Genomic DNA, 14,610 nt, shown 5'->3' on the forward strand with positions numbered 1-14,610 from the left:
TGCGACCACGGAAGCCGCGTCTACTTCGACCGATTGGGTCACCCATGGCCGGTGCACGCGTGTGGAAGATCGCGGCGCCGACCTCCACGTCTGAGAACGGTGGATCCGCTGGTGGGTCGGCAGAAGACCGTGTTCGGCTACGTCACCGAGGTGCACCGACCCGGCGGCGCCACGCTGTCCGAGGGGCAGCTCGCTCGGCTGGGCTCGCTCGGGACCGAACCCCACGGGCAGATCGAGATCGTCTCCGAAGATGGAAGGGAGAAGGTCACCGCCTACGCTCCGGCCCGTCTGCTCGAATTTCGCGGAGAGGAGGCGCGAGTCGTGGCCGAGCTGGAAGGTCGCCACAACCGGCCGTACGACTTCCGGTTCTGGCACTGCGTCTCTCTGATCACCTCCGGCTGAGCTGGAGCTGCTACGGGAGCGGTATCCCGCGAATCTCTAACTTAACCGTCCAACAAAACAGGACGACGACGATAAAGGCGAAGAAACATGGGGAAAACGGAGGACACGGGCCGTGCGATCATCGAGCGCTTTACGTCAGCATTCCTCGATGACTTGCGAGAGCCGGCCGAGGATGACACGTACGGCATTTGCGGGCTACTCGAATTCGCGGACGGCGCGGCGGCTGGCTTGGAGGTATGGAAGGCTGTCGGGAAGCCTGCCGATGGCCGTCGCCAGATCCTGGTCGGCATGGCGGAGGCGTGCCGCGTGAGGGTCTCCGAGGTGGATGGGCTGCTCAAGGACGCACGACGGGGGGCTCCGGGACGGACCGAAGCCGAACAGGCACTGCTGGCCGCGCGTGAGACGGTGTCACGGTTGCTCGACGAATTGCCGTCCTACCCCGGGTAGCGCTGGCCGTATCCCGTCCACGCATGGTTCGTTGTTTCCCCGTTGCATTATGATCCCGGTGCTCACAGCGGATGCGGCACTTGGGGCCTGGGTAGGGTTGGAGCGATGTCTCAGGTCTTCTGCCGCTATTGTCGGCTCGGGGACAGATCGATCCGGAGAGACGGCTCGATCTCCTTGAGCGTCTCGGGACTGCAGCGCTCAAGCAGGAACGTCATCAGGTCGTCCTGCCGCGGCTGCCCGAACACCATCCGGTAGACAGCGAGAGACCGCTTGAGCGCTTCGAGTTGCGACGCGTCGCGGCTCAAGGGAAGCGCCGGGACGTGGCGCTCGATGTACGCGCCGTTTTCCAGCGGGAAGAGCCAGTAGGGCACGAGCCCGCCGCCGTTCACCGACTGCCGCCGGGCGGCTTCGAACAGTGCGTGCCACACATCCTTCGAATGGCCGGCGAGGATGTCGGCCCGATGCCTCGCCGCCACGTTCTTGCGCACGGCGTGACCCTTGTAGCGGTGAACACGGCCTTCGCGCTGCTCCAGGTCGACGGGGTTCGACGGCAGGTTCCAGTGCATGACGGCGTGGCAGTAGGCGTGGAAATCCAGCCCCTCCTGTCCGACGGACGTGGACGCCAGGACGAACGGCCAGAAGGGCGAGTTGAACGCCTGTCTCACCTGCCCCTCGCGGGCCCCGGTCTTGCCGTCGTCGCTCTCCTGGGCGCCGAAGCGCATGGCGAAGTGGTTCCGCAACCGGCGCCGTTCAATGCGTACGGTGTCGTCGGCGGACTGGATCTCGTCCACGCGCGGCGCCCCCGTCCGGAGCGAAAGGGCCGCCGTCACAGCCGCGGCCAACTTCTCCCAGGCCTCCTCGTCCGCGGCGGCGAAGAGCCCTTCGAGGTCCCGCAGCGTGTGGATGTACTCGTCCAGTACGGCCTGCAGGTTGCCCGCCGCGCAGTAGTCCACGACCTGTCTCCAATAGGGAGTATCGTCCCCGGGCCGCTCGCCCCGAATGAGCGCCATCGCCTCCGGGAGGTTGAACAACGTCCGGAAGCTCCATGCGATCCGGGCCGCGGCGTCGCGGGCCGCGCGGGCCGCCGCCGTTTCCGGGCCCGAGGCACGCGTCAGCGCCCTGAGCGCGCTCGTGGCGGGCCCGGCTACGGCTCTCGTGGCAAGAGCGTCGGCGAGATCCTCGGGTGGTCGTCCGAGATCCAGCGACCCGCGAACCGCCTCGTCGACCCCCGCTTCCACGAGCTTGTTCGCCTCCCTGACGTGATCCGCCCACCGCGAGCCGTCGTCTTCATCCTCCTGCGCTCCGTTCCAGACCCGGGGAAGGTCCCACCGACCGAACCATTCCTCCGTCGATTCGCCGTACCTGTCGAGATCGAGAAGGATCGGGGCCGCCCAGTACCAGTTCTCGTCTTCGCGCTCGGCGTTGAGGTACGGCTCCGTGAGTCTGCTCAGCAGCGGTTCGAGTCGCGCTTGGGCGCGGGCCACCGCGTCAGCCAGAGTCGCCTCGCCTTCCGGTACCGGGACGGGGTCGCCCAACTCCACCAGGCTCGGACTCGGGTAGAGGAGCCCGAGCACGGGCATCCCGGTGAGCCGCTCGTTCGAGTAGGCGAAGCGAAGCAATGGACGGCGTTTCTTGCGCTCCTCCGGTGTGTTGCGGATCGAGTCGTCGAAGCGCTGGAAGATCCGGCGCTCCACGTCGTAGCTCACCACGCTCGCGACCGCTTTAGGCACCACGGCCCACGTCGAGAAGATCAGACGCTTGGAGAGTCCCTCGTCGCGCGCCGCCTTCCAGGGACCCGACTCCGCGTAGTAGGGAAGAGAAGCGGGAAGCCAGAGCAGCTTCCACGCCTCGCCGCGCTCCATCCAACCGAGGAGACTTCGCAAACGGGCGTTGGCCGGGTCGAGTCTCGCGTACGCCTCAACGTCTTCCCACGAAAGGAACGCTCGTCCGCTATTGGTCAGCAGCTCCGCGAGGCCGTTCTCGGACGACGTGTCCAGACCCGCGATGACCTCGGTCTTGAGCTTGTAGTCGTCCATGAAGCTCAGCAGGTACGGAGCCGACTTCCAGTATTCGAGGACCTGCGGCTGCCTCACTTCGCGGCCGATCTTCTCGAGCGCCAGGAAGTCCTCTACGTCGCCCGCGGTGAGTTCCAGTCCGGCGCTCGGGATTTCGCGCAGCATCCCGTGCTCGTCCGTGGATGCCCGCAGCCGTTCGGTCCGCGACATGACCCTGCGGAGTCGCGTCTCGATGTCTCCCTTGATCCGCCGGAGCGCATCTGTCCCGGATTCGATCCGGTACATCGTCTGCCGGTACTCTTCGAGAAGTTGGCGCAGCTCGCCGGTTTCCCCGAGCCTGGGATCGAGGAACTCGATGGTCGTCAGGAAGTCCCGATAATGGTCGTTCTCAGCGCTCTCGTGGTGCATGGTGTACATCCGGTACGGCGTCGCCGAGAGGAGAAGTAGACGAACGTCCGAGGTTTCGTCGGAGTAGGTGAAGAGCCGTCTCGCCAACTTCGCTGTCGGGCCCTTTCCGACGAGCAGGCTCTTGAAGCGCTGGAATTCATCCAGGATCACGAGGTCGGGCTCGAGCGCCGACACACAGACCTCGGCCAGCATCGACCTCAGTTGACCGACGAATGCGATCTGCCTTGATCGGTCAGCCCACGGGACCCATTTCCGACTCCGGCGGAATCGCTTGCAGAGGTCCTCGTACCGTTCTCGGAGATCTTCGCTCTCGCGAAGGCGGCGCGCGAACGCGTCCGCGATCCCCGGGTCGATTCGGTGCCAGCGCTTGAACTTCCTGAGTGACCACCGGAAGGAGTCCGTGTTCTTCACATACCCCTGGAACAGGTTCATCGGGCCTGCCAGGGTGCTTGGCCACACGCGCTGGACCATATGATAGAGGAGAACGCGCTCCTGCTTGATCCCCATGCTGCTCTTGAGGTCGAACGAAGTTCCGGGCGTGAGGGCGATGTAGTTGACCCTGTTCGCCTGCAGGTTGTGGATCGCCTGCGGCAGCAGCCCGAGCCGGGCGGCCCGGACGAACTTCCCGCTCCCGATCTGAAGTCTGCGCACGTTCTGTCGGGCGATCTGGGCGTTGGAGCAGATGTATACGATGTCGATTTGCTCGACGCGGTCGGGTCCGTCCCAGAGATGATCGAGCGCCTTCGCGATCACCCCGCGCGCCACCAGCGTCTTCCCGAGACCCACCTCGTCGGCCACCAGGAACCGGCGGGTCGAGTCGGGGGCCGTGTAGAGCCGCTCGAAGGCGTAGTCCACGGTGTCGCGCTGGAAGCCCTTCAGGCCCTCGAGGACGGCGTCGGTATCGGGCCGCTCACCCGCTTTCCGTGGGCTCATGACTTGAGCGCCTTCCGCGCCGCCCACACCGGTTCCCATATCTCGCTTAGGTCCTCGGGCAGGAGCTTCCTCCCCTCCGGCGTCCTCTCGAGATCGGCGATCAACCGCCGGGCATCGTCGATTCGTCTCGGGTCGTGACTCAGGCTCCGGAGGAGCGCTTCGAGCAGGGCCGTCTGGTCCCAACCCCCGAACGATCCCCACTGAGCGGACCCATCACCGAGTGCCGGCTCCACGAACCCCGAGACATCGGCGCCTTCCCCTCTCAGGATGAGGAACAGGAGTTGGAGGACGCGACTTCGATCCTCCAGGAGCGAGTGCAGCAGGCGCTCCTTCCGGTCTTCCGGCGCGCCGAGCAGTTCGGCCGTGACCGCGAACCGCTTCCGCACCGTGTGCTGTCCGTCTCCCAGCGTCACCTCGAACGCGAAGAAAGCGGTCAGCGCTTCGAAGGACAGCCGTTTGAAGGTGACGAGGTGATCGGCAGGCTCGGCTCGGTCCGTGGGCTCGGTTGCATCGAGCGGCTCTCTTCGTTGGTCTGCGGCGCCGGAGATACGTAGCGCCGCCTCTGCGGGGAGCGTGGCTGGCCATACCCTGACCTCGACGACGTCGGTGCCGGCGGGGATCTCCGGGAGTGCTCCCGACAGCATCATGTCCCAGCGCCCGCCGTCCTCCACCTCGCACGCCGTCGCCGTCAGGCGCGCCGCGCCGAGCCTGCGTGCCCACCGGTCCGCGCTCCTCTCCAACTCCTCGTTGGAGTCGTCGGTTGGTTCGATTGTGTCTGGAACTCGGTACTCCTGCAGGATCGACCGGATGGTGGCGAGCTTTGGATCGTCTTCGAGTCCCAAGAGCACGTCGATCCCACACCTGCTCTTCTTGCCGACGAGTTCGACCAGCACCTCCACGTTCTGCCGGAACGCCGCGCCGGTCGCATTGGCCGAGCCGGTGAAGAGCTGCGCATCCCAACCCTGCTCGAAGAGGAACAGCTTGGCGTGGAGCCCCACAAGTTCAATCTCGTCCTCGTCGGACAGCGATCCCTCCGATCCTTCCTCCCGCTCGTTCTCCGCGTCACGCGAATCGAGATCCGCGCCGCTCGAGAGGACGTAACACGTCTTTGGCAGGGCCTTGGGTCCCCCGGCGCGGACGACGTCCTCGAAGGCCTCCGGCCGCGAGATCAGCACATCGAGCCCGTGATTGCGCTTCAAGTCCTGGACGGTCGATCCCACAAGAAACGGTGACACGACGAGGCTCCGACCGCCCGTCGGAAAGGGCCATTCGCGCCGTTCACCCAACCCGAAGTTGTGGACGCGGAAGTCCGTGAAGGGCCAAGGCAGGTGGAAGTTCACCATTCTGACTTCGTTCGCCATCCGCTCGAGTTCTTCCAGTGACTCCGGCGAGATGGGGCGAGTGCTGAGTCTCGGAAGGGCCAGAAGCAGTTCCGCGAACGGTTCGTTCCGCGCGTAGTCACCTTGCCCCTCCGTGATCTTCCCCTCGAGACGGAGACAGGTGTCCCAGGCGCGAGCGAACGTCAGGTTGCGGGACAGGCATAGCACTCGGTAGATCGCCGGCTTGTCGTCCGCCTCGAAGGCCAGCACCCAGATCTTGGGGTGGAAAATCCCTCCTTCGTGCCGCGCCTGGACTTCAACGACCGAGCGTTCGAGGAAGGCCAGCAGCCCTTGGCCCGGCCTCGGCACGCCGATCGCACCCGCCTGGCAGAAGAGCGTGATCTTCTCGGCGTGCCGCCGGAGCGCCTCGAGCAGCAGCACTGGGTCGGTGATGGGGGCGCCATCGTCATCGTGCGCGTCGAAGAAGGTGAAGGCGAGCGGCGCCGTCAGCAGCGCCATCAAGTCCAGCGTGAAGCTCGTCCCTACGCCACGCCGCAGCCGGTAGCCCGCCGGCGGGCGCAGGCTGTCGAGGAAGAGGGTCCGCTCACGCGTTCCCAGCATCGCCCTCGCCTCGCGCCAGCCCGTCGAAGATGTCCTTGAGGATCCGCTTCGCAGAGCCCCATCGGTACGCCATCTGCCCGGAACCGGAGTCTCCTCCCCAGAGTTCCAGATACCGCGGGTTGGTGAGCCGCGCGCGACCTCTTTTGCGCAAGGTCTCCCGGTCCCGCACAAGGGTGCGTGATTTTGAGTCATCCGCCACGATGGCCCTGGGCCCGTCTCCCTTCAGATGCTCGACCCAACTCTCGACGAAGTCCCGGGTCGGGTAGCTGGGCGATCGTCCATGATCCGTCACGACGCGCCACACGCCGTCCAATTCCCAGTTCTCCAGAGCCGGCCTGAGCGCCTCAACGTCGTCGGCCCAAACCTCCAACTTGCTCCGATACCTCTCTATCCAATCGTCGCGCTGCCTCAACTCGGAGAGCATGAGGTTGTAGAGAAGCGCCGCTCCCTGCATGCAGACGGCGAAGAACTGTGCGTCGAGAAGCTGGTCTCGCAGAACGGGCGAGTCGGCGAGATGGATGAGTTCCCACGGCCGGTTGGCATTGAGGTCCACTTCATTGGCCCGACCCGCGAGCAGGGCCAGCAGGCTCTCGGGATGTCGGGCCTGAATCCGGTCGCGCAGGTAATCGGCGTCCTCCCACCGGAGCGCCACCGAGATGTTCTCCTTCGGAAAACCATGGGGAGGATCCGGGATGTGGGGGTGCCAGTTCGCCGGCGGCGCGCTCCTCCCTTCCGGGTCGTGCGGTGTGTTCCGGAACTGGTCGCGGCGACGGTAGAAGCCGTCAAGCGACCGGAAGTACGCCCATTTGTGGCCCGGGAACATCCCGATGCCCCAGCTCCTGAGACCACCCCAATATACCTCGCTCGGCAGCCGCTTCAGCGCGTCGCCTGCTTGGATCCCGAATACGCCGGCGGTGTCGGCGCCCGCTCGAAGCAGGCGGTTCAGCCCTAACTCCTCGTTCCGAGCCCACACGGTCGCCTCGTTTGACCGTTTCCCCAAGCGCTCAAGCCGCTGGAATGTCCACGGAACGAGAAGGAAGTAGCACGCCCGGGTCTGGATCGTGCTGGTGCCGGGGAAGAACAGATCCGAATAGCTGTTGCGAACACCCGCCAGCCCGAGCTCGTCGACCGTCCCGGTCTCCCGAAACAGGTCGATGACCTCCAACGCGCGACGCCGGTCACGCTCCGAGTAATCCAGCCAAGTCAGTGAAGAAGCCATGTGCCGTTCGATCGCGTGCCCTATTTCGACAGCAGCCCGGCAACGACCTCAAGCGTGATGGTCGCCAGACGGATCGCGAACAGGGCTTCGACACGGGTGTACTCACGAGCCTCGGCGCGGTGCGCGGTGATGTTCCCCATGTCCTTTGCGCGCTTGACGATCCCTCCGTACAGATTCGCATGCCGCTTGTCCAGTATGTCCGTCAGAGCGGCCTTGATATCCTCCCCCCTCGCGGACTCCACAGACTCCTCCATGAGGGTGACGGCCTTTCGGGCCAGGATAACCGCCCTGTCGCAATCGCCTCGGTCCACCGCGTCTCGCGCGCGACGCAACTCAGCGAGGCTTGTCTTGAATTGGCCGGCGTGCACGAGGCTGTAGCGGATCTCCAAGACGTCAATCTGGTCGCCGGTCAGTGCACCTACAGCTGTCAGCCAATCGTCCCGCGGGATCCGGATCCGAAGTTCCTGGACTCGAGCATCGGTCGTAACTCCGCCAATCTCAACGCGAGGCCAGAGTCGCATCCTCAAAGCGAGAACGCCGCCGGCCCGGGACTGCTCGAGTTGTTCCAGCCGAGACCTGCCCAGATCGAGAGCAACGGAGCCTTCCTGAGTACCCACATAATCGAACGAGTGGAGCGGGTGCCTCGATCCGTCACGGACGAGCTGACCGACGCAGCGGTCGTCAATCCCCATCAGTAGCTCGCCGTTGAAGTCGATGAGCTGGTATGGGTCCTTCCGATCCCCCTCTCCGGAACGAGTGAGATGTCCAAGCGTCCACGAAAGGCCGAACCGGATTCTCGGACTTAGCGCAGGCACCGCCGTGACGTTCGTGACAGCTACGTGGCCTACCATCGTGGGCCCAATCGTGACCCGCCCATCCCCGTAACCGGTCGTCATGTCAAGTTCCGATCGAGTTGAAGTTGGTGATTTGTCAGGCCGGGAGTCGGCATCGAATTTCAGCCGCGCGGTAGGGGCATGCTGCTGTTATTCAAGACCAAAAACGTACGTACGGCCCGAGCCAGTTGTATCCAGGTTGAACTTGGCAGCCGCCAGCGCCTTGGCCTGCCGTTGAGGCGAAGCGTCGAAGGGATGCGGCACGGGACGATCCGGGCGGACGAACCCGAATCCATGGTCAAGATGGCAACGCCAGCGAGTTTCGTCGTCCCAAGTGATCTCAAGTTCTCGTTCGTGCGGGAAGCGCCTGGTGTTACGGAAGGTAATCTCGATCGGTGTTGACGTGGTGCGGCACAGATGCTCGATCGTCGCTTTTGCGTCTTGGGTCAACTTCCAGTCGTCCCGGATCTGCCGACCTTGCGAGGCACGCTTGTTCGGGGGTGTAGTGAGGATTCGAAAGCGTGTGTCCCGCGAGCCTTCACCAGCGGCCTTGGCGAGTTCGATCAGGATTTCCAGGACGACGCGGGCCACCAGTGGGGAGCGAACGTAGCGATCCCGATACGCAACGCTCTGGATCGGTAGACCGGCTTCCAAGCGCGCGGAGAGGGCCGGGGAGATTCCCTGGATCGTGCGCCAGAACGCTTGACCGACGGCGCTGATTGGAACGCGGAGTTGGTCACCGAGAGCGAGGCTGTCGGCTTGGCCGGGCGGCGGAGCGTCCAGGTGCGACGGTTCCACCGGATCCAGCGTCACTGGAGCTTCGGTGGAGTACCCTCTCACCACGTGAGCGCCGTCTCCGGAGACACCCCAGTCAGGGCCGGGGATCAGCGCGTCGGCGGTTTGGGCGGCGAACGTGACCGTTCGGCCCGGCGAGAAGAGTTCCGCGAGGACGGATCGTCCGGGGCGGCGTGCCCGATTACGTAGCAGCCGCAGTCCAAACGTCTGCTCCCAGACGACGAGTTGTAGCCGTTCTTCGCGCGGAATCGCAGCCACGTCACGCGGCAGAACCAGTTCGACCTGATGGCCCTTGTCGGCCCAGCGCAAGAGATCTCGCACGATCCAGTCATGCAGAGACCATCGAGAGTGGTCGCCGCCCAAGTAAAGGCGCACGGTGTCAGTAGGGCCAAGTTCTCGGCGGATGGCGACGTCGACCGGTTCGAACTCGAGCCGGGTGTCCGGGCCGAACAGTTGCTCCTCGACCGGGAGGTCGAGTGCTGCGAGGAAGGTGTCGCTCAGTATGTCAAGCGCGCGATGACGGTCCAGGCGGTCCACATCGTGATGTGTGTCGTATGAGAGAAGACAAGCGTGACAGGCTTTGTCGCAGTCACGAGCACAATGGAGGGTTTCGCGAGCTTGGCGCAGCAATGCAGTCAGGTGTTCCGGAGCCTGCGCGACAAAGCCCGCGCCACCAGTGGCGTGGTCGTAAAGGAGAATCGACACGTTTCTTTCGCTCGTCTCCTCGACTCTGGCCCTCTTCGTGGCCCAGCCGATTTCGCGACTCTCCACGCCAATCCTCTGGGCGAGAGCCTCACGCAACGCGACGGCGATGGAGGAGGCTGCCACCACATCGATGCCTTCCTTGGAGTCGGTATCCTCGTCGCCGTCGCCGGCGGGCGCGAAACGGAGGGGACGTAACTGGAGTTCGAACACGTCGGTTTCGCGCGAGACGCCGAGCCATTCATTGCGGCGGATGGTGTAGGTACCGTCGTTCCCCGTGCAAAGGCCGTCCGGCCCGACCGTCGATCCACCCCGGAGCGGCTTGTGGTTTCGCATTGGCTTGGGGAGTTCGCCCTCCTTCTCGCGCTCGGCTTCAGCGCGACCGCAATGCAGGCAGATCGCGAATCCGTGCCCGTACTCTCCTTCGGTATGGTGGAACACCTGCCCGGAGGCGCTGTACCTGAAGCGACCTAGTGCAGGGACAGCGAGACTCTGCCACGGTTCGCCGCCCGTGGAGATGCGAGGGGGCTTTGTTGGAACGTGAAAAAAGCGGCTCAGGTCGTTGTGGAGCGAGTCGCGGATGTCCACGGCGAAGCCGGCGGGTTCAATATAACTGTGCACCTCAAGGGGCGATTCGCGTCCCGCGCAGTAACTGGACTCGCACGTCTCACGTCGTCGGACCCCAGTGCCCACGGCCCCGCAATACTTGCAGCGCCACGAGTGCCGGAGTGCCTGTATCTCTCGCGCAGCCTCGTCGGTCGGAGGGATCTTCCAGTTCAGGGTGAGGCCGGAGGATGTGAGAGCGCGGCCGTCGAGGATCACGTCCGCGCCCGGGCCGTACTCGTACAGCGCGGCGGAGAGGTGGCGCGTCGGATATTGGCGTACGCGGGAGAAGTTGTCCTCCCGGTCGTTACGAGGGTCAGTGCTTCCTCGCCGTCTCCGCTTCAAGTCATCCTTCGTGGTAGTGACGAGTGGCACGACCTGGGTCGGGAATCCATAGCCAGGCAGGAAGTTCCGGACGGCGAGTTCCCGCAGGAGGTACTCCTCGCGCAGGCGGCGCAACTGAAGCTCGATCGCTCGGCGCGCCGGGTCGCTCGGGTCTTCGGCGAGGTCATTCAACTCCCGATGCAAGGGTTCAACCTCCGCCGCCCACGCCTTCTCGGCGGCGGCAATGCGATCATCGACCATCGGCAACAAACGGTCCATCTCGGTTCCATCCAGGACGGAGCCGCGCAGCAGCCGCTGTAGGCCCGTCTCAAGCCACCGATCACCGCGAGCGTCATTCTTCAGCCAACTGCGAAACCTGTCGCACACCGACGACTCGTCGCCCCGCGCGAAGAACCAACCGGCGGACAACCGGTGAAACTCCTGTTCGTGCAGTCGGCTCGAAAAAAAACGCGTGAGAGTGAGGGCGTTGACGTGACGCCGGACGATACGCTCACTGTCGAGACCGACTCGCGTCACGTGCAGCGGGGTCCTGAACGGCCACAACGGATTTCGGAAGACATGCTCACCGTGTGCGGAGGTGTTGCAGAGGGTGAGACTGATGGCGCGCGACTCGCCCCGACGCCCCGCCCGTCCTGCCCGTTGCAAATAGTTGGCCGGACTCGGGGGCGCGTTGTTCATCGCGACGGCCGACAGTCCTCCGATGTCGACACCCATCTCCATCGTCGTGGAGCAGCTGAGCACGTTGACCCGTCCGCGCCGGAACCGGTCCTCCAGATCTCGGAGCCGGGACGCGCTTAGCTGGGCGGAGTGTTCCGCGACCTGAAAGTAGTCGACGTTCTCGAAGATGCGGCGGCTCCAGCCCCGCCAAACGCCACGCTGTTCGAGCTCCGCGATCTCCGGGTCGTCGCGTATCGCTTCGTCGATCTCCTCACGGGTATAGGAGCCTCCCATGGGTTTGCGCCAGAAAGGGGTCCTGAGCAGGGGCATCCGAAGGGGCGTCGCCGTGAGTTCCTCGGCACGGAGGCCAGGCACTACGTATGGTGTCAGCCCCCGCACGGTGGTATCCAGGACGCGACGGGTAATCGGACAGAGCCACGCATCCCGCACCTCGCGGAGAGCCACGCTCTCGCCGAAGTTCAGTCGTTGTCCGCGTCCGCCAGTCGCCAGGACGGCGCTGACTTGGCTCCACGCCAGCCGCAGACAGGCGTCGATTTCAGCCCGCGCTTCGGCACTCTCGTGGGGGTCAACTTCCAACAGAAGCGCAAGAAGTTGGACGAACCGTGACCGGCGGGTTGGACCCGAGGCGAGCGGCCACCGAACCGCATCTTCGAAACGATCGGCGTCCGGCCCAATCAACACCGTGGGTCTGTGGGGAACGCCAAGCCAGGGGATGAACGCGCCCTCCACTTCAATGCTGCGACGCCCCCGTACCAGGTGGTCCAGCATGAGCTTAAGGAAATTCCGCCACTCCGGCCGATCCAAACCGCGCCGCTGCCAAGGATTGGGCGGCTCCGGGCGAGCCGGCAGGTCAGGGTATTCCACCGAGACGAAACCGAGGGTCTCGAGCGACGTCTGGCGCTTCGGGCGTCGCGCGAACTCGCGCAGAAGGGCGATCTCGGCAAGCTTGGCCGGTTCCAGATCTGCGAGGGGCAGATGCCGCCAGTGGTCCGGCAACCACTCCGATAGCTCCGTTTCCCCCGACAGTTTCTCGATGGCTTCGTTCCATGCTCGGCAGCCCAACTTCGGCGCCTCAAGGGTCGCCAGCTTGGCTTTCAGGTCGGCGGCTGTCTTCTGGATGCGGGGATTCTCCGACTGCAAGCTCTCGAGTGCGGCAATTTGTTCCCTCAGGTCGGTGATTTGCGCGGGGTCGGGAGCATGGTCGGCGCGTGCGGCTGCGGTCAGGTGGTAGATGGCTCCACGCGTGTAGTTCCGTTCGGAGTCCATCTGAGCCGCGAGCGCGAACCGCGCGGTGCCCTGGCGGCTGTCCGTGAACGTGAGGAGCCGCCGTCCGCCAAACGGGAGCGACTCCGGCTCTCCAGCCGTCAATTCAGGCGTGTAGTCGAGCATGATGGGCGTGGTGTTGCGGAGGATGAGCCGTGCGCCCCCACGCAACGGCCGGAGCAGCCAGTCAGCTCGGCGGCTCGTCCGGCACTCGGGACAGCGAGGGTGTCCCGATGGCCCGGGGAGTACTACTCCAAACGCCAGCGCCGCATTTTCGTTCGGATCCACCCAGCGACCACTCGTCCGATCGAGATGGAGAAGCGGGACTTCGGGCGTCGTGGGATGGGCCAAGTACTGGTCGAGTCCGTCGCCGCCTGCATCGCGCTCGTCGTCCGCACCTTCGTCCTCGTCATGATCGATAAGCTCCGGAACCTCATCGGTTTCCTCAACGGTGCCCACGTCCCGCGCAACGAGCGTCCGATCCTCGATGACCATGCGGCCTGCGAGATACTCCTTACCGCATTCCGCGCACAGGACCATCGCGAGGACGAGCGATCCGCATTCGTCGCAGCGCGACCGTCGCTCGAAGAACAGCTTGCCGAAGGCCCACTCGAAGTCGGCGAGCGGCGTCCCGTCCCGGCCGGGACAGTCCTTCGAGATGCACGCCCACACACCGCCTTGTGTCCGGTGAAAGAAGTGGCCCCTGACGCGCAGGAACCACTCACCATCGACCTTCGCGCTCGTCGCGAGGTCGATGAGCTCGAGGGTCTCTTGGCGTTCCGCTATCGACGACGATGCCGGCGTTGCCGGGTCTGCGGCATCGCGCCGGATCTTGGTCAACCGGGTTAGGCTGAGGACGCCATCGGAGGCGAGAAGTTCACGCCGGAGCTGCCGTCCCACCGTCGACGAAGCCAGTTTCGCTCCGCGCTCTGTCGGCTCCATGCCGCGGAGTTCCTCCACGGAGGGAAGCGGCTCGTCGAGACCGTCGGGAGGTGTCGCCGGAACCTGCGGCGAACTGCGCGAACCGCGGACGACATGGACCGAATCGTGGTCGATACCTCCCAGGTCCGCGAGAAAGTCCCGCAGCCGCTCCTCGCTCTCGTCGCTTTCGTCGCCGATCGTCGCCGAGGTGGCGACGAACCGGACTTCCGACGGGTCCACGTCGAACGCGTGCAGTACGCGTCGCAGGAGCAGAGCGATCTCAGCGGAGCGGGAACCTTGATACGTGTGGGCCTCGTCGAGGACGATCCAGCGCAACAGACCCTTGGACTGGTCGATGATCGGTTTGTCCTCGAGACGGACCAGCATGTACTCCAGCATGGTGGCGTTCGTGACCAGGATAGGAGGCGGATCCTTCCGCAGGGTCGCGCGATCCTCGACCAGTTCGGGGGCGAGCCGCTTGGCCTCGGCTGCCGACAGCTCGTTCGGTGTGTCACCCTTGTACAGGCAGTAGCGGATGTCGCCGTTGAAGGGCCGCGACCACGCACTCAGCCGGTCGCGCTGGCTGTTGATGAGTGCATTGAGCGGATACAGGAACAGCGCTTGGACCCCCCGAAGCCGCTCCTGTGCGGCGCGGCGGACGAGGTCGTCCAGGATGGGCACGAGAAACCCCTCCGTCTTGCCGGACCCCGTTCCACTCGTGATGAGCACGGATCTCGGCTGCGTACGCTTGAGATGCTCCCATGCCTCGTATTGGTGAGTGAACGGTCGGCGGCTGCGTGGGAAGACATACTCCTTCAGACGGTCGTCGTTGGACTCGGTGTCCATCGCCGTCACGAGCAGCTCGGCGAGGAAGTCCATCTCGGCGAGTTCCGCCATGGTGACGTCCGCCGTTTCCCAATCGAAGATCGCTTCGAACACCGGGTCCGCAAGGAAGCTGTTGCGGCGTCCTGCGGGTTGCTGCAGAACCTGCGACAGGAACCTGCGCAGGGGATCGGTCCGGGGTCCGTAGATCCCCAGGAGCGAGCTCGCCGACCGCTCTACGAGGTCGCGCGCCAGCGGTTCAAAAAATCGGGTCGAAGGGTTTG

Annotated in this window: 7 protein-coding genes; 2 read left to right on the top strand and 5 right to left on the bottom strand. The window is 64.9% G+C overall.

The features are described from left to right. The first annotated feature begins 111 nt into the window (after window positions 1–111). Both ACQY5G_RS09875 and ACQY5G_RS09880 read left to right on the top strand, forming a co-directional pair. Window positions 112–402, top strand: a complete 291-nt coding sequence (locus tag ACQY5G_RS09875) for a hypothetical protein (protein ID WP_428273522.1) — start codon at window positions 112–114, stop codon at window positions 400–402. Window positions 403–489: 87 nt separating this feature from the next. Further along, window positions 490–849, top strand: coding sequence for a hypothetical protein (locus ACQY5G_RS09880; RefSeq protein ID WP_428273524.1), 360 nt, complete (start codon window positions 490–492; stop codon window positions 847–849). 125 nt (window positions 850–974) lie between these two features. Here the strand turns inward: ACQY5G_RS09880 and ACQY5G_RS09885 are convergent, their stop codons facing one another. The 5 genes from ACQY5G_RS09885 to ACQY5G_RS09905 all read right to left on the bottom strand — a co-directional run bounded on the left by ACQY5G_RS09885 (window position 975) and on the right by ACQY5G_RS09905 (window position 14,443). Continuing rightward, window positions 975–4,205 carry a helicase-related protein gene (locus ACQY5G_RS09885; RefSeq protein ID WP_428273526.1) on the bottom strand — a complete coding sequence of 1,077 codons (3,231 nt, stop codon included), beginning with the start codon at window positions 4,203–4,205 and terminating at the stop codon, window positions 975–977. Then, on the bottom strand, window positions 4,202–6,145 hold the full coding sequence (locus ACQY5G_RS09890) for a phospholipase D family protein (RefSeq protein ID WP_428273528.1): 1,944 nt from the start codon (window positions 6,143–6,145) through the stop codon (window positions 4,202–4,204). The genes ACQY5G_RS09885 and ACQY5G_RS09890 overlap by 4 nt, the downstream gene beginning before the upstream one ends. Then, complete coding sequence (locus ACQY5G_RS09895; protein ID WP_428273529.1) at window positions 6,129–7,364, bottom strand: DUF6361 family protein; 1,236 nt, start codon at window positions 7,362–7,364, stop codon at window positions 6,129–6,131. Before ACQY5G_RS09895 ends, ACQY5G_RS09890 begins: the two co-directional genes overlap by 17 nt. A gap of 20 nt (window positions 7,365–7,384) precedes the next feature. Next, window positions 7,385–8,260, bottom strand: coding sequence for a hypothetical protein (locus tag ACQY5G_RS09900; RefSeq protein ID WP_428273531.1), 876 nt, complete (start codon window positions 8,258–8,260; stop codon window positions 7,385–7,387). Between the two features lie 87 nt (window positions 8,261–8,347). After that, window positions 8,348–14,443, bottom strand: coding sequence for a DEAD/DEAH box helicase (locus ACQY5G_RS09905; protein ID WP_428273533.1), 6,096 nt, complete (start codon window positions 14,441–14,443; stop codon window positions 8,348–8,350). Window positions 14,444–14,610 lie beyond the last annotated feature (167 nt).

Source organism: Candidatus Palauibacter sp. (genome assembly GCF_965261555.1).
In the GTDB taxonomy this organism is placed as follows: domain Bacteria; phylum Gemmatimonadota; class Gemmatimonadetes; order Palauibacterales; family Palauibacteraceae; genus Palauibacter.